This window comes from Micromonospora sp. BS32 (assembly GCF_059089345.1).
In genome coordinates this window covers 1-15,328 of sequence record NZ_JBSSHR010000010.1, presented here as the reverse complement: position 1 = coordinate 15,328, position 15,328 = coordinate 1, and the positions used below count along the sequence as shown (strand labels likewise).

12 protein-coding genes are annotated in these 15,328 nt (G+C 74.4%); 4 read left to right on the top strand and 8 right to left on the bottom strand.

Going from position 1 to position 15,328, the window contains the following annotated elements; translation table 11 throughout:
- Positions 1 to 5: 5 nt before the first annotated feature.
- Positions 6 to 1,136, bottom strand: a complete 1,131-nt coding sequence (locus tag AC5RWQ_RS16625; RefSeq protein ID WP_494283630.1) for a PP2C family protein-serine/threonine phosphatase — start codon at positions 1,134 to 1,136, stop codon at positions 6 to 8.
- Positions 1,137 to 1,225: 89 nt separating this feature from the next.
- Between AC5RWQ_RS16625 and AC5RWQ_RS16620 the strand changes: the two genes are divergently transcribed.
- On the top strand, positions 1,226 to 1,738 hold the full coding sequence (locus AC5RWQ_RS16620) for a MarR family winged helix-turn-helix transcriptional regulator (protein ID WP_494283629.1): 513 nt from the start codon (positions 1,226 to 1,228) through the stop codon (positions 1,736 to 1,738).
- Positions 1,739 to 1,768: 30 nt separating this feature from the next.
- Here AC5RWQ_RS16620 and AC5RWQ_RS16615 read toward each other — a convergent pair whose 3' ends face one another.
- The 3 genes from AC5RWQ_RS16615 to AC5RWQ_RS16605 all read right to left on the bottom strand — a co-directional run bounded on the left by AC5RWQ_RS16615 (position 1,769) and on the right by AC5RWQ_RS16605 (position 5,860).
- The gene (locus AC5RWQ_RS16615) at positions 1,769 to 2,794 is read right to left on the bottom strand and encodes a cobalamin B12-binding domain-containing protein (protein ID WP_494283628.1); all 1,026 of its coding nucleotides are present in this window, start codon (positions 2,792 to 2,794) and stop codon (positions 1,769 to 1,771) included.
- Complete coding sequence (locus AC5RWQ_RS16610; RefSeq protein ID WP_494283627.1) at positions 2,791 to 4,467, bottom strand: PP2C family protein-serine/threonine phosphatase; 1,677 nt, start codon at positions 4,465 to 4,467, stop codon at positions 2,791 to 2,793. Before AC5RWQ_RS16610 ends, AC5RWQ_RS16615 begins: the two co-directional genes overlap by 4 nt.
- 130 nt (positions 4,468 to 4,597) lie before the next feature.
- Complete coding sequence (locus tag AC5RWQ_RS16605) at positions 4,598 to 5,860, bottom strand: ROK family protein (RefSeq protein WP_494283626.1); 1,263 nt, start codon at positions 5,858 to 5,860, stop codon at positions 4,598 to 4,600.
- A gap of 51 nt (positions 5,861 to 5,911) precedes the next feature.
- Between AC5RWQ_RS16605 and xylA the strand changes: the two genes are divergently transcribed.
- From xylA to AC5RWQ_RS16590, 3 genes are read left to right on the top strand one after another with little or no spacing between them, the layout of a single operon-like run.
- Positions 5,912 to 7,099, top strand: a complete 1,188-nt coding sequence (gene xylA, locus AC5RWQ_RS16600; protein WP_494283625.1) for a xylose isomerase — start codon at positions 5,912 to 5,914, stop codon at positions 7,097 to 7,099.
- A gap of 11 nt (positions 7,100 to 7,110) precedes the next feature.
- Positions 7,111 to 8,613, top strand: a complete 1,503-nt coding sequence (locus AC5RWQ_RS16595) for a xylulokinase (protein ID WP_494283624.1) — start codon at positions 7,111 to 7,113, stop codon at positions 8,611 to 8,613.
- Between the two features lie 49 nt (positions 8,614 to 8,662).
- Positions 8,663 to 10,093: an MFS transporter gene (locus AC5RWQ_RS16590; protein ID WP_494283623.1), complete on the top strand. Its 1,431-nt coding sequence runs from the start codon at positions 8,663 to 8,665 to the stop codon at positions 10,091 to 10,093.
- A 304-nt stretch (positions 10,094 to 10,397) separates the two neighbouring features.
- On the opposite strand, the gene AC5RWQ_RS16585 is transcribed toward AC5RWQ_RS16590, so the two are convergent.
- The 4 genes from AC5RWQ_RS16585 to AC5RWQ_RS16570 form a co-directional block, all read right to left on the bottom strand.
- Complete coding sequence (locus tag AC5RWQ_RS16585) at positions 10,398 to 12,068, bottom strand: glycoside hydrolase family 13 protein (RefSeq protein ID WP_494283786.1); 1,671 nt, start codon at positions 12,066 to 12,068, stop codon at positions 10,398 to 10,400.
- A gap of 43 nt (positions 12,069 to 12,111) precedes the next feature.
- A complete protein-coding gene (locus AC5RWQ_RS16580) occupies positions 12,112 to 13,182 on the bottom strand; it encodes a LacI family DNA-binding transcriptional regulator (protein ID WP_494283622.1) in 1,071 nt (356 codons plus the stop codon).
- Between the two features lie 66 nt (positions 13,183 to 13,248).
- Complete coding sequence (locus AC5RWQ_RS16575; protein ID WP_494283621.1) at positions 13,249 to 14,214, bottom strand: carbohydrate ABC transporter permease; 966 nt, start codon at positions 14,212 to 14,214, stop codon at positions 13,249 to 13,251.
- 1 nt (position 14,215) lies between these two features.
- Positions 14,216 to 15,265, bottom strand: coding sequence for a carbohydrate ABC transporter permease (locus AC5RWQ_RS16570; protein ID WP_494283620.1), 1,050 nt, complete (start codon positions 15,263 to 15,265; stop codon positions 14,216 to 14,218).
- Between the last annotated feature and the right edge of the window lie 63 nt (positions 15,266 to 15,328).

The following is a 15,328-nucleotide window of genomic DNA, read 5'->3' as shown; positions in this document are numbered from 1 at the left end:
GGCGGTCACGGCTGCGGGCCGGTCCAGTCGAAGCAGACCACCACCGCATCGTCGACCAGGTCACCGGCGACGAACGCCCGCAGGTCGCCGATCAGCGACCGGACGGCGTCCAGCGGCTCCATCGGCCCGGTCCGGCGCAGGAAGCGGTCCAGCGCGGTCTCCCCGTACCGGACGTCCTGACCGGTCGCGTCGATCACGCCGTCGCTGACCACGAAGAGCCGGTCCCCCCGGCGCAGCGTGAACCGCTGCTCCTGGTAGTCGGTGCCCTCGAACATGCCGAGCGGGAACTGCTTCTCGAGTTCCTGCTCGCTGACCTCGCCGTCGCGCAGCAGCACCAGCCGGGGTGAGCCCGCGTCGACCGCGGTCAGCTCGCCCGAGGCCAGGTCGAGCTCCAGCAGCAGAACGGAGAGGTGCTGCTCGCCCCGGTGCAGGGCGTAGATCGCCTGGTCGGCGAGGGCCGCCTGGTCGGCCAGGGCGAGCCCGGCCCGGCGCGCGTTGCGCAGGGCGTGGGTGGCCAGCGAGGTCAACATCGACGCGGCCACCCCCTCGCCCGTCCCGTTGATCGTGGAGAGCCAGAGCCGGTTCCCGTCGTCGGACCAGTCGAAGCTGTCGCCCCGCACCGCGTACGCCGGTTCCAGCTGGCCGGCCAGGCTGAACGAGGGGCGGATCCGACTGCGCCCGGGCAGCAGCTCCCACTGCATCTCGGCGGCGAGGGTGAGCCGGCGGGTCCGCCGGGCGGCCCGGTAGACGTCGGTGCCCTCGGAGACCGCGGCGAGCTCGTGCCCGAGCGCGGTGGCGATGCCGTCCAGCTCGGCGAGCACGGTGGCGTCGTCCGGCACCGGGGCCAGCCGCAGCACGCCGCGGCGCTCGCCGCGCATCCCCACCGGGAACCAACCGGCGCCGTTGGCCAGCACCGGCTCCTGGTGGTCGAAGCAGCGCCACGCCGGATGGCCCGGGCCGGTGAGCCGCTCGCCGTCGCCGAGCGGGAGCAGCACCGAGAGCCGGTAGTCGACCTGGTACAGCTCCACCTCGGTGACCTGGTAGTCCCGGGCCAGCTCCGCGCCGAGCCGGTCGAGCAGCAAATCAGCCGGTGCGTCGATCAGCACCCGCCGTGCCCGGTCCTCGGGTCCACTCATCGTCACTCCTTCAGACAGGCCGTCGACCTGGTACGCCGGGTAGTCTTCAGCCCACCATGGCCGAAGAACAGGGTCCCGCGGGGCCAGAAATGAGTATGGTCGCCGAGCTGGATGCCGCGGCGGGGGCCCTGCTTGCCGTCTGGGAGGCTGCGCGGGAGGGCACCACCAGTCGCCTCTCCAGCGCTCAGCTGCGCGCGGTGATGGTCGTGGAGCGGCACGACGGGATCAACCTGCGCCGGCTCGCCACCCTCCTGGACATGCTCCTCTCTTCGGCCAGCCGGCTGTGCGACCGGCTGGTCGCCGCCGGCATGCTGGAACGCGAGCCCGGCCGGGCGGACCGGCGGGAGATCTCCCTGCACCTGACCCCGGAGGCCCACCGGCTCCTCGCCGAGCTGCGGCAGGACCGCCGGCGACGGCTGACCGAGGTGCTCGCCGGCATGGCCGGGGAGGACCGCGCGGCGCTGCTGCGGGGGCTCCGCGAGTTCGACCGGGTCGCCCGGGAGCGGGAAGGCGCCGCCGGGAACCGGCTGGAGCGGCCGGCCGTGCTGCCCCCGTCGGCCCGCGACGGACGGCGGGACGGCTCGGAGGCCCGTTCGGCCTGACCCCGCGTGCCGGGTGCGGCCCGATGGCGGTCAGGCCCGTCCGGCCAGCGCCTCCCGGGTCAGCCGCAGGTAGTCGCAGGAGTGCGGGTGCTCGGCCAGCGCGGCGACGCAGCTGGCGAGCACGGTGTCGAGCAGCGGCCGGCCGCCCCGGGCGGTGAGGACCTCTTCCTGCCAGGCGGCGAAGTCGACCAGGAGCCGCGGGTCACTCACCCGGATCGCCGCCGCCAGTGCGTCCACCAGGTGTGCCACGGCGGTGGCGAAGTCCTCGGCCCGTTCCTCGGGCGGGTCCAGGTCGCGGACGGCGAACTGGACGATGTCCCGGCGGCGGCGCAGCACCGCCACGTACTCGTCGCTGCCGGGCACCGGAGCGGGGCCGGTGTTGACGGCCGCGAAGAGCGGCCCGTCGAGCAGCCGGGCGGCGTCCCGGGCGGTTTCCCCCCAGGCCGCCGCCCCGACCGCCGCCGCCCAGCGGCCCTCGGGGCCGAACCCGGGGCCGCCGGCGACCACCGGCACCCCGGCCGACCGGCACGCCTCGATCATCCGGCCGGCGCGGATCAGCCGGCTGGGCTGCACGCAGCTGAGCAGCACCGCGTCCGGGCCGGTCTGGTGCAGGTAGGAGACGAGGTGCCGGGCCGGCACGCTGGCGCCGAGGAAGGTCACCCGCCAGCCGGCGGCGCGGACCACCTCGGCGACGATCCGGGCCGCGAGCGCGTGCCACTCGCCCTCGACGCAGGCCATCACCGCGTGCCCCCGGCTGGCCCGGCGGGGGGTCCGGCCGGCCACCGCGCCGACCACCAGCTCGCTGACGTGGGTCGCGGCGTGTTCCTGGGCGACGCTCCACCGGCCGGTCAGCCAGCGCAGGCCGACCTCCCGTTGCGCGGCGGCGACCAGGTCGACCAGGACGTCCGCGACCGAGCAGCCGGCGTCGAGCAGGTCCAGCGCGATGCGGGTGGCGCCGCCGGGATCGGCCCGGTCCAGCGAGTCGAGGTACGCCTCGACCGCGGGCTGATCGACCCGTCGCGGCGGGCCGGCCGGCTCCGGGTCGTCTCCGGTCACGCCTGATCCGCCGCGCAGACCGCCAGCATGGCGATGTCGTCTTGGCCCTGCCCGTCCAGCCACTCGTCGACCAGTTGGAGCAGCCGGTCCACCACCGCCCCGGGCGGCAGGCCGGCGACCGAGGCGAGCGCCTGGCGCAGTCGGGTCTCGCCGAACATCTCCACCGCCGCCGGGCCGCCGCGCGCCTCGGTCACCCCGTCGGTGTACGCCAGCAGCAGCTCACCCGGGGCGAGGCGGACCTCCGCCTCAACGAAGCGGGCGTCGGCGAACGCGCCGATCGGCATCCCGCCGACCTGCACCGGGGCGATCCCGCCGTCGGGGCGGACCAGCAGCGGGGACGGATGGCCGCCCCCGGCGATCCGGATCCGGACCCCACCGTCGGGATCGTGGGCCGTCACGCCGAGCAGCAGGGTGGTGAACTGGCCGCGCCGGGCCGCGTCGGGCGCGTCGAAGAGCGCCCGGTTGAGCAGCCGGATCAGCTCCAACGGGCGCTGTTCGACCAGCCGGAGGGTCTGCAACGACTGGCGGACCCGCCCGGTGAGGACCGCCGCGCCGACACCCTTGCCGCAGACGTCGCCGAGGGCGAACATCCCGCCGGACGCGGTGGGGAAGACCTCGTAGAAGTCACCGCCGATGCGCAGGCTGTCGCCGGCCGCGCGGTAGCCGCCGGCCAGGGTGACCCCGGGCACCGGGGGCAGTTGCGGCGGCAGGAGGCTCTGCTGGAGCACCCGGGCCAGGTGGGCCTGCTCGCCGTAGAGCTCGGCGGTGGCGACCGCGGCGCCGGCCCGGGCGGAGAACTCCCGGGCCAGCTCGATGTCCCGCTGGTCGAAGCCGGCATGCCCGGCGCGGCGGATCAGGATCAGTGCCCCGGCCGGCCCACCGGCGCTGAGCATCGGGCTGATCAGCAGGGTGCCGGGCCGGCCGAAGGACTCGGGCAGCACGGTGGCCAGGTCGGCCAGCTCGGCATCGAGCCAGGGGCTGGGGTCGGTGCTGTCGCCCTCCAGCGCCTCCGCCAGCCCGGGGACCGAACCGGTCAGCTCGTGGCTGCCGACGCCCGCGACCGGGCCCGGCTCGCCGTCGATGTACCGGATCCAGTGCGGCAGGCCGTCGGAGGGCTGCGGCGCGTGGTGGATGACCAGGGCCGCGTCGGCGAGGTAGGGAACCGGCAGGGTGGCGGTGGCCCGGAGCGTCTGCTCGCGGTGCAGGGAGAGGCCGAGCCGGCTGCCGGCCTGGGCCAGGAAGGCGGTCCGGGACCGCTCGGCCAGCAGGGCGTCGGTGCGGGCCTGCTCCTCGGTGACGTCCCGCACGTACCAGGCGCACCGGCCGCCGGCGAGCGGGCGCCGGACGCCGCGCAGCCGCCGCCCGCGGTGTTCGCCGTCGAAGGTCTCCGCGCCGTGGCCGGCCGCCCCGGCGAGCGCCGGCACGGCGCAGCGGGCGAGGTCGGTCCCGGGCGTCAGCTCGGGGAGGAGTTCACCGGCCATCGCGTTGACCAGGGTGACCACACCCGACCGGTCGGTGGTCACCACCGCCTCGGCCAGGCCGTCCAGCAGCTCGCGGGCGAGCCGGGAGTCGGCGGGCAGCAGCGGCTCCGGGGTCGGTCGGGGCAGCGGACGGGACACCCGTCCACCGCCGCTGACCGGGCCGGCCTGCCCACCCCGGCGGGTCGTCGTCACCGCCGGTCGCCGGGCGCCTCGGCCTGTCTCCGGCTGCGCATGCTGGTCGTGCACTCCTCAGGTGGGGGATGGTTGCCTGACGGAAAGGGTACCGACGCCGGATCGGGATCGCCCATCGAAGAACCCCGGCTCACGCCGTGCGGCCCAGCCAACCGGACGGACGGGCGATGATCCGGCGTACCACCGAGCCGGCCCCGCCGACCGCGGCGGAGGCCGGGCCGAGCGCCGCGGCCCGGACGGTGACCGGCGACCAGGCCGCGGTCAACACCCGGTCGGCGAGCTCGGCGACGACCGGCGGGCGCAGCCAGGGCGCGAGGGTGGCGTATCCACCGCCGAGGACCACGGTGTCCAGGTCCAGCAGGTTCACCACGCCGGCCACGGCCACGCCGAGCGCGGTGCCGGCGGCGCGCAGCGCCGCGAGGGCCGCCGGGTCGCCCGCCCCGGCCAGGTCGGCGAGGCGCCGGGCGGCGGTGTCGGCCGGCAGGTCCGCGCCGGCCAGCCCGGCCGCGGCCAGCACGGCCTCCTGGCCGGCGTACGTCTCGAGGCAGCCTCGCCCGCCGCACCGGCACGGCCGGCCGGCGGGTTCCACCGGCATGTGACCGAGTTCCCCGCTCCAGCCCCGGACGCCGCGGAAGAGCGCGCCGTCGAGGACGATCCCGGCACCGATGCCGATCTCACCGGAGACGTGCAGGAAGCTGCGTGGCCCGGCGGGTGTGGCGTGCAGCTCGCCGAGGGCGGCGAGATTGGCCTCGTTCTCCACCACCAGGGCCGGCACGCCGTCGACCGTCGCGGTGAGCGTCGGGTGTGCGGCGAGCAGCGCGGGCACGTCGACGTCCCGCCAGCCCAGGTTGGGCGCGAGTCGGACCAGCCCGTGCGCGTCGACCAGGCCCGGTACGGCGAGCGCGGCCCCGGCCAGGGTGAGCCCGGTGTCGTCGGCGGCGGCCCGGGCCCGCCGGGCCAGCTCGACCAGTCGGGCGAGCGCGTCGGCGGGGGAGAGCGGTCGCAGGTCGGCCCGGTGCACCTCGTGGTGCAGGACGGCGCCGGTGAGGTCCACCACGCAGGCGGCCAGGTAGTCGACGTTGATCTCCAGCCCGAGCCCGGCCGGGCCGTCGGGGGCGAGCAGCAGGCCGCGGGCGGGACGACCGGCGCCGGCCCGGGGCGCCGGGTCGGCCTCGGTCACCAGCCGGCCGGTGATCAGGTCGTCGACCACCGCCGAGACGGTGGCCCGGGTCAGGCCGGTCTCGGCGGCGATGCCGGCCCGGGAGGGCGGCCGGTCGGCGGCGGCGATCCGGCCGAGCACCACGGCGAGGTTGAGTTCGCGCAGGCTGCCCTGTCGGACCGCGCCGTCGGTGCGGGTGCTGGTCACTCCTTGACAGTGCCACAGCCGGGTCATTTAATTCAATCACTGAACAAATTGCGGACGACACCACCCCGGAGGTCTGCCATGGCACCCCGTCCCACCCCCGCCGACAAGTTCTCCTTCGGTCTCTGGACGGTGGGCTGGCAGGCCCGCGACCCGTTCGGCGACGCCACCCGCCCGGAGCTGGACGCGGTGGAGGCGGTGCACCGGCTCGCCGAACTCGGCGCGTACGGGATCACCTTCCACGACGACGACCTGGTCCCCTTCGGCGCGGACGCGGCCACCCGCGACGCCCGGCTGGCCCGGTTCCGCAAGGCCCTCGACGAGACCGGCCTGGTGGTCCCGATGGTCACCACGAACCTCTTCACCCACCCCGTCTTCAAGGACGGCGGCTTCACCAGCAACGACCGCGACGTCCGGCGGTACGCGCTGCGCAAGGTGCTGCGCAACGTCGACCTCGCCGCGGAACTCGGCGCCCGCACCTTCGTGATGTGGGGCGGCCGGGAGGGGGCCGAGTACGACCTCGCCAAGGACGTCCGTGCCGCCCTGGACCGCTACCGGGAGGCCGTCGACCTGCTCTGCCAGTACGTCGTGGATCAGGGTTACGACCTGCGCTTCGCCCTCGAACCGAAGCCGAACGAGCCGCGCGGCGACATCCTGCTGCCCACCGTCGGGCACGCGCTGGCGTTCATCTCCACCCTGGCCCGCCCCGAGCTGGTCGGGCTCAACCCGGAGGTCGGGCACGAGCAGATGGCCGGGCTGAACTTCGCGCACGGCATCGCCCAGGCGCTCTGGCAGGGCAAGCTGTTCCACATCGACCTCAACGGCCAGCGCGGCATCAAGTACGACCAGGACCTGGTCTTCGGCCACGGTGACCTGCTCAACGCGTTCGCCCTGGTCGACCTGCTGGAGCACGGCGGCCCGAACGGCACTCCGGCGTACGACGGGCCCCGGCACTTCGACTACAAGCCCTCCCGCACCGAGGACATCGCCGGGGTGTGGGCGTCGGCGGCGGCGAACATGCGCACCTACCTCCTGCTCCGGGAGCGGGCCGCGGCGTTCCGCGCCGATCCGGAGGTGGCCGAGGCGTTGGCCGCGAGCCGGGTGGCCGACCTGGCCACCCCGACGCTGAACCCCGGGGAGGGGCACGCCGAGCTGCTGGCCGACACCTCCGCGTTCGAGACGTTCGACCCGGAGGCTGCCGGGGCGAGGGGCTTCGGCTTCGTCCGGCTCAACCAGCTCGCCGTCGAGCACCTGCTCGGCGCGCGCTGAGGCGGGCCGTCATGCCGCTGGTCGCGGGGGTCGACTCGTCGACCCAGTCCTGCAAGGTGGTGGTCCGGGACGCGGCGACCGGCGCGCTGGTCCGCCAGGGCCGGGCGCCGCACCCGGACGGCACCGAGGTCGACCCCGCCGCCTGGTGGGAGGCGCTGCGGACGGCGGTCGGCGCGGCCGGCGGGCTGGCCGACGTGGCGGCCGTCTCGGTGGCCGGCCAGCAGCACGGCATGGTCTGCCTGGACGAGGCGGGGGAGGTGGTCCGTCCCGCGCTGCTGTGGAACGACACCCGCTCCGCCGGCGCGGCCCGGGACCTGATCGCCGAGGCGGGCGGCGGGGAGGCGGGCCGCCGGTTCTGGGCCGAGGCGACGGGCAGCGTGCCGGTGGCCAGCTTCACCGGCACCAAGCTGCGCTGGCTGGCCCGGCACGAACCGGCCGACGCCGCCCGGGTGGCGGCGGTCTGCCTGCCGCACGACTGGCTGACCTGGCGGCTGGCCGGCGCACCCGGCCTCGACGCGCTGCGCACCGACCGGGGCGACGCCAGTGGCACCGGGTACTGGTCACCGCAGACCGGTGGGTACCGCCTCGACCTGCTGGAACGGGCCTTCGGGCGGGTGGTGGCGGTGCCGACGGTGCTCGGCCCGGCCGAGGCCGCCGGCGTCCTGGACCCGGCCGTGCTGGGCGGCCGGTCGGCGGCAGCCCGGCCGGGCGCCGTCCCGGGCTCCGGGGCCGGGCCGACGGGTGCCGGACCCGGCGGGATCGTGCTCGGCCCGGGCACCGGGGACAACGCCGCCGCCGCGCTCGGCGTCGGCGCCGGACCCGGGGACGTGGTCGTCTCGATCGGCACCTCCGGCACGGTCTTCGCGGTGGCCGAGGCGCCGGCCGCCGACCCCACCGGCATCGTGGCCGGCTTCGCCGACGCCACCGGGCGGTACCTGCCGCTGGTCTGCACCCTCAACGCGGCCCGGGTGCTCGACGCCGCCGCGGCCCTGCTCGGGGTCGGCCTCGACGAGCTGAGCGGCCTGGCGCTCGCCGCCGCGTCCGGCGCCGACGGGCTGGTCATGGTCCCCTACCTGGAGGGGGAGCGGACCCCGGACCGGCCGCTCGCCACCGGCGCGGTGCACGGGCTCACCCTGCGTACCTCGACCCCGGCCCACCTGGCCCGGGCGGCGGTGGAGGGGATGCTCTGCGCGCTCGCCGACGGGCTGGACGCGCTCACCGCCCAGGGGGCCACCGCCGACCGGGTGATCCTGGTCGGCGGCGGGGCCCGCTCGGCGGCGGTGCGCCGGATCGCGCCGCAGGTCTTCGGCCGGCCGGTGGTCGTGCCGCCGCCGGGGGAGTACGTCGCCGACGGGGCGGCCCGCCAGGCCGCCTGGGTCGCCCTGGGTGGCGCGGCGCCACCCGAGTGGCCGCTCACCGGCACCGAGGAGTACGCCGCCGAGCCCGCCCCCACCATCCGCGAGCGGTACGCCGCCGCCCGCGACCACACCCTCGACCGGTACGGCCGCCGCTGAGCCGGGGGTGGTCACCGGTCCGTGATCTGTCCCTGGTTGGCTGCCGGTCATGACCAGCACCAGGATCTCCGGGCGCGGGAACGCGGCGCACCGGTTCTACAGCGTCGTGGTGTTCGTGGTGCTCGCCTCGCTGGACAACGTGGCGATCGGCCTGGTGCCGCCGCTGTACGGGCCGATCTCCGGGGCGCTGGGCGTACCGCAGCGTTGGCTCGGCCTGGTCACCGCCGTGAGCTTCCTGGTCAGCGCGGCGGCGGCGGTGGCCTGGGCGTACGTCGGCGACCGGACCAACCGCAAGCCGCTGCTCATGGTGGGCACCCTGATCTGGGCGGCCGGCACGGGCGGCGGCGCGCTCGCCGAGAACTACCCCACCTTCCTGGCCGCGCAGCTGCTGGCCGCGGTGGGGCTCGGCGCGGTCGGCTCGGTCGGCTTCTCCGTGGTCACCGACCTGATCTCGCCTCGCCGGCGGGGCCTGGTGATGAGCTTCTGGGGGCTGTCGCAGGGGGTCGGCACGCTGGCCGGCACGCTCACCGGTGGCATCCTCGGCGCGACGGACTGGCGCCGCCCGTTCCTGGTGCTCAGCGTGGTCGGGCTGGTCGCCACCGTGGCCTACCTCTTCACGTACGACATCCGGCGCGGGCAGAGCGAGCCGGAGCTGGCCGCGGCGCTCGACGCCGGCGTCGAGTACGACTACCGGATCACCCGTGCCGACCTGCCCCGGATCCTGGCCCGGCGGACCAACCGGTGGCTGATCCTCCAGGGGCTGACCGCGCAGGCGGCGTTCGGTTCGCTGGTCTGGCTGCCGGTGCTCTTCGCCGAGCGGGCCGAGGCGCAGGGCTACTCGTCGGCCACCGCCGTCGTGGTGGGCAGCGTCTTCGCGACCCTGTTCCAGCTCGGCGGGGTGCTCTCCATCGTCGGCGGGCTGGTCGGCGACGCGCTGCAACGGCGTACCCGCCGGGGCCGGGCGCTGGTCGCCGCGGCGGGCATCCTCGCGGCCCTGCCGTTCTACCTGGTCCTGTTCCTCGTCCCGGTACGCATCGTGGTGCCCGACGGCGCCGGCGCGGGGACGATCGTCCGGGCGGTGCTGGCCAGCGTGATGACCGAACCGACGGTCGGGCTGAGCCTGCTCACCGCGGTCGTCGCGCTGGCGCTGACCTCGGCGAACTCGCCGAACTGGTTCGCCCTGATCGCCGACGTCAACCCGCCGGAGCACCGCGGCACCGTCTACAGCCTGGGCAACCTGGTCAACGGGGTCGGCCGGGCGGCCGGCAACGGGCTGGTCGGGGTGGCCTTCCACGCGCTGCGGGCGGCGTTCCCGCCGCCGCTGAACTACGCGGTCGGGCTGGCCGCCTTCCAGCTCTTCTTCATCCCGACCGGGCTGATGTACTGGCTGGCGTCGCGGACCTCGCCCGGTGACATCGAGTCCGTGCACGAGCTGCTGCACGCCCGCGCCGACCGCCACGCCCACGCCGACCGGCACTGACGCCGGCCGAGTGCCCTCCGGCGTGACCCGTGCGGCTCGGCCGGAACCGTTGCGGTTTCGACCAGCGGGCGGCGGGGAGGTGGTGCGTGCGCTACGAACTTGATGTCGTGGATGTATCACCGCTCGGGCCGCGGCGGTCGTGCCGCTCGATGACGTGCACGGCTTCAAGTTCGTAGCGACGGAACAGTTGTTCGCTGCCCACTGCTGAGCGTGCCGGGCGTGCACCGAAACGCCGCCAGCCGCCTCCGAACACGCCGCGAGCCGGCCTCCGCCTCGGTGGCGGGGACCGGCTCGCGGGTGGTCGTCAGGCGCGGACCCAGACCGTCACGTCGGTCGGCACCCGGCCGTTGGCGTCCAGCGGGGCGCTGCTGTGCAGCACCTCGCCGGTCGGCGCCGGCACGGGCGCGTCGCCGAAGTTGGTCAGCACGGTCAGCGCGCCGTTGCGGAAGGTCAGCACCTCGTCGCCCGAGGCGAGCCACTTCAGGGTGCCCCGGCCCAGCCCGTGCTCGTGCCGCAGCGCCAGCGCGGTGCGGTACATCTCGTACGTGGAGCCGGCCACCCCGCGCTGCCGGTCCAGGGCGTACTCGGCCCAGAGCGGCGGCTGCGGCAGCCAGCTGGCGTCGGTCGGCCCGAAGCCGTACGACGGCGCGTCGGCCTCCCACGGGATCGGCACCCGGCAGCCGTCCCGGCCGCGCTGGGTGTGCGCGCTGCGCCCCCAGGTCGGATCCTGCCGCGCCTCGTCCGGCAGCGTGGTGTGCTCGGGCAGGCCCAGCTCCTCGCCCTGGTAGAGGTACGCGGAGCCGGGCAGGGCCAGCATCAGCAGGGTGGCCGCCCGGGCCCGGCGCAGGCCGAGCGCGGCGTCCGGCTGCGGGTCGCCGATGCCGATGCCGTTGGGCCGGCCGCCGCCGATGGTCAGGCCGAGCCGGGAGGCGTGCCGCACCACGTCGTGGTTGGAGAGCACCCAGGTGGTCGGCGCGCCGACCCCGTCGGTGGCCTCCAGCGAGCGGGTGATCACCGCGTACTGGGCGGGCGCCGTCCACGAGGCGAGCAGGTACTCGAAGTTGAAGGCCTGGTGCATCTCGTCGGGGCGGACGTAGCGGACCAGCCGCTCGGCCGGCTCCACCCACGCCTCGGCGACCAGGATCCGCTCGCCGTCGTAGGAGTCGAGCACCCGGCGCCACTCCCGGTAGATCTCGTGCACGCCGTCCTGGTCCCACATCGGCGGCCGGGGCTTCGACACCTCGTTGCCGGAGAGGATCTCCTGCGGCTCCTGCCAGTCGGCCAGGTCCGCCTGCTTGATCAGGCCGTGCGCCACGTCCACCCGGAAGCCGTCGACACCGCGGTCCAGCCAGAACCGCAGCACGTCCAGGAACTCCGCCCGGACCTCCGGGTTGTCCCAGTTCAGGTCGGGCTGGCCGGTGTCGAACAGGTGCAGGTACCACTGGCCGGGCCGGCCGTCGGGGTCGGTGACCCGGGTCCAGGCCGGGCCGCCGAAGACGCTCTGCCAGTCGTTCGGCGGCTGGTCGCCGTCCGGGCCGAGGCCGTCGCGGAAGACGTACCGGGCCCGCTCCGGGCTGCCCGGGCCCGCGGCCAGGGCCGCGGTGAACCACCGGTGCGCCGAGGAGGTGTGGTTCGGCACCAGGTCGACGATCACCCGGAGCCCCTTCGCGCGGGCCTCGGCGATGAGCTTGTCGGCGTCCTCCAGCCGCCCGAAGAGCGGGTCGACGTCCCGGTAGTCGGCCACGTCGTACCCCGCGTCGGCCTGGGGCGACGGGTAGAACGGCGACAGCCAGACCGCGTCGACGCCCAGCTCGGTGAGGTGGCCGAGCCGGGCGGTGATGCCGGGCAGGTCGCCGATGCCGTCGCCGTCGGAGTCGGCGAAGGAGCGCGGGTAGATCTGGTAGATGACGGCCTCGGTCCACCACCCGGGCGTCACGCCCCCGGGCTGGTCCTGCTGCGTCGCGTCGGTGTTCAGAGCCTTCTCCCTGTGTCGAGCCGGTGCGGGCGGTCGAATCCGTTCAGTGTTCCCGGGGCGGCGCGGTCGATTCACGCACCACCAGGCGAGTGGGCAGGATCACCGGGCCGCCGGGCGGGTCGGCGTCGGCGCCGCCGCGAGGGTCGGGGACCCGCCGGGGGTACGCCTCGGCGGTGCGCGCGCCGAGCGGGTCGAGCAGCAGCCGGGCGGCGAGTCGCCCCTGCTCGGCGGCGGGCTGGGCGATGGTGCTCAGCCCGAGCACGCCGGCCAGGTCGTGGTCGTCGACGCCGATCACGCTGACGTCCTGCGGCACCCGCAGTCCGGCGTCGCGCAGCGCGGTCATCGCGCCCATCGCCATCTCGTCGCAGGCCGCGAAGATCGCGGTGGGCGGCTCGCCCCGGGCCAGCAGTTCGGCGGTGGCCCGGGTGCCGCCGTCGATGGTGAACTGCGACTCGATGTCCAGGCTCGGGTCGGGGCGCACCCCGGCCTGCCGCAGTGCGTCCTGGTAGCCGCGGCGGCGGTCCAGGTGGGTGGTGAAGGCCAACTCGTCGTCGGGGTCGCCGGAGATGTGGGCGATCCGCCGGTGCCCCAGGTCGAGCAGGTGCCGGGTGGCGGTGCGGGCGGCGGCCACGTCGTCGATCCGGACGCAGGGCCAGCCGGGCACCACCGTGCCCGAGCTGATGGTGATGCCGGGCAGGTCCAGGGTGGCCAGCGCGGTCAGGTCGGCCGGCCGCAACGGGGTGGCGACCAGCATGATGGCGTCCACCCGCTTGTGCAGGTTGGCGGTGCGCAGCACCCGCTGGCGGACCTGCTCGCGCCCGCCGAGGTTGTAGAGGAGCAGGTCGTACCCGGACTGGTGGAGGAAGTCCTCCACGGCCTCGACGACGGTGCCGAAGAACCACCGGGTGATCCGGGGGACCACCACCGCGACCGTGCCGGTCCGGCCGCCGGCCAGCCGGGAGGCGCTGGGTGAGACCGCGTAATCCAGCTGTTCGGCGGCGGCGAGCACCCGGCGGCGCGTTGCGGCCGAGACCGTCGGCAGCCCGCGCAGCGCACGGGAGACGGTGGCGGTCGATACCCCGGCGAGCCGGGCCACGTCATCAATTCTGGTCACGGTACCCCTGCTCCGCGCCCGACCCCCGCCGCCGCCCGGTGATGCCGGGCGGCGGCGGTACCCGGGTCAGCCCTTGACGCTGCCGGCGAGCAGGCCTCGCACGAAGTAGCGCTGGAGGGAGAGGAACACGGTCAGCGGTACCACGATCGAGACGAACGCGCCCGCGGTGAGCCGCTGCCACTCGTTGCCCCGGGTGCCGGCCATCTCGGCCAGCCGGACGGTGAGCGGGGCGGTCTCGTTGCCGCCACCGGCGAAGATCAGCGCGACCAGCAGGTCGTTCCAGACCCAGAGGAACTGGAAGATGCCGATCGCGGCCAGCGCCGGGGTGATCAGCGGCAGGACGATGGTGCGGAAGATCTTGGGGTGGGTGGCCCCGTCGACCCGGGCCGACTCCATCAACTCCTGGGGCAGCTGCGAGATGAAGTTGTGCAGCAGGTACACCGCGAAGGGCAGCGCGAAACAGGTGTGCGCGAACCACACCTGGGCGAACTTCTGCTCGTCGACCAGGTCCCATGCCGGCATCAGCGTGACCCCGCCGACGGTGACGCCGGTGGAGAAGAACTTCAGCAGCGGCACGAGGGCCATCTGGAGCGGCACGATCTGCATCGCGAAGATCGCGATGTAGAGCCAGTCCCGCCCGCGGAAGTTGATCCACGCCAGGGCGTACGCGGCGAGCGACGCGAAGGCCACCGGGAAGAGCACCGACGGAATGGTGATCGCCAGCGAGTTGATGAAGTAGCTGGCCAGCTGCCCCGACGAGGAGGAGCCGCCGAAGAGCACTTCCTGGTAGTTCTCCAGGGTGAATGACGGGTTGGTGAAGGCCGTCCACCAGCCGGTGCTCTTGATCTGGTCCTCCGGCCGGAGCGAGGAGATCAGCAGGCCGAAGGTGGGGATGGTCCAGAGCACCGCGATGACGATGGAGACCAGCGTGGCGGTGCGGGTGTTGAGGCGCTTGCGGACCCGGCCGGCGATGGAGGGTCCCTTCCCGGTGGCCTGGGTGCCCGCCGGGACGGTGGGCGTGGCGGTGGTCATCTCAGCCCTCCCGCTGCTGACGCAGGTTGCGGATCTGGTAGATCACGATCGGGATGACCAGGACGAAGAGGAAGACCGCCAGGGCGGAGCCCTGCCCGTTCTGGCCGTACCGGAACGCCTGGTTGTACATCTCGTTGGCGATGACGCTGGTGTCGTAGTTGCCGTTGGTGGCGGTACGGACGATGTCGAAGACCTTGAGCGTGGCGATCGACAGCGTCACCACCACCACGATCAGCGCGGGCCGGATGCTCGGCATGGTGATCCGCCAGAACATCTGCCACGGGGTGACCCCGTCCAGGCGGGCGGCCTCGACGATGTCGGCGGGGATGGCCTTGATCGCGGCGGAGAGCACCACCATCGCGAAACCGGCCTGGATCCACACCATGATCACGATGAGCAGGAACGTGTTCAGCGGCGACTCGAGCAGCCACTGCTTCGGCTCGCCGCCGAGGCTGACGATGATCTGGTTGAGCAGGCCGATCTGTTCCTGCCCGTCACCCCGGTACGCGTAGACGAACTTCCAGATGATGCTGGCGCCGACGAACGAGATCGCCATCGGCAGGAAGATCAGCGACTTGGCGACCGCCTCGAACCGGGCCTTGTCCACCATCACGGCGTAGAGCAGGCCGAACGAGGTGGCCACCAGCGGGACCAGCAGCACCCAGACCAGGGTGTTGACCAGCACTCGGACGATCGAGTCCTCGGAGAACATCCAGCCATAGTTCTGGAAGCCCACCCAGTTGTTGCTGCCGGCGTCCATGAAGGAGAGCAGCGTGGTGCGGATCGCCGGCACGACCAGCCCGATCATGAGCAGCAGCACCGTCGGCAGCAGGAAGAAGAACGCGAACAGTCCTTCCCGCGGCTTGCGTCGTCGAGGCAGCGGGGCACCGCTCGCCGAGGCGGCGATCAGCTGGGCCTCGCGGCGTCGGGCGAACCAGGCCGGCACCACGTCGAGGAGCAGGAGCAGACCGCCCACCACCGCGACGAAAGCGATCAGCCCGTACATCAGCATGAGGAACTTCGGCTGTTCCTCCGCGAAGTCGAACTCCATCGACCCTCCTTCAAGGGTTCGGATTAAGTCGGTGGTCCGGCCCGCGGCGCGGGCCGGGCCACC

Coding starts and splice junctions, on each gene's coding strand:
- AC5RWQ_RS16570 (WP_494283620.1), bottom strand. CDS start 15,265: ATGGAGTTCGACTTCGCGGAGGAACAGCCGAAGTTCCTCATGCTGATG.
- AC5RWQ_RS16625 (WP_494283630.1), bottom strand. CDS start 1,136: ATGAGTGGACCCGAGGACCGGGCACGGCGGGTGCTGATCGACGCACCG.
- AC5RWQ_RS16575 (WP_494283621.1), bottom strand. CDS start 14,214: ATGACCACCGCCACGCCCACCGTCCCGGCGGGCACCCAGGCCACCGGG.
- AC5RWQ_RS16620 (WP_494283629.1), top strand. CDS start 1,226: ATGAGTATGGTCGCCGAGCTGGATGCCGCGGCGGGGGCCCTGCTTGCC.
- xylA (WP_494283625.1), top strand. CDS start 5,912: ATGGCACCCCGTCCCACCCCCGCCGACAAGTTCTCCTTCGGTCTCTGG.
- AC5RWQ_RS16605 (WP_494283626.1), bottom strand. CDS start 5,860: ATGACCCGGCTGTGGCACTGTCAAGGAGTGACCAGCACCCGCACCGAC.
- AC5RWQ_RS16590 (WP_494283623.1), top strand. CDS start 8,663: ATGACCAGCACCAGGATCTCCGGGCGCGGGAACGCGGCGCACCGGTTC.
- AC5RWQ_RS16595 (WP_494283624.1), top strand. CDS start 7,111: ATGCCGCTGGTCGCGGGGGTCGACTCGTCGACCCAGTCCTGCAAGGTG.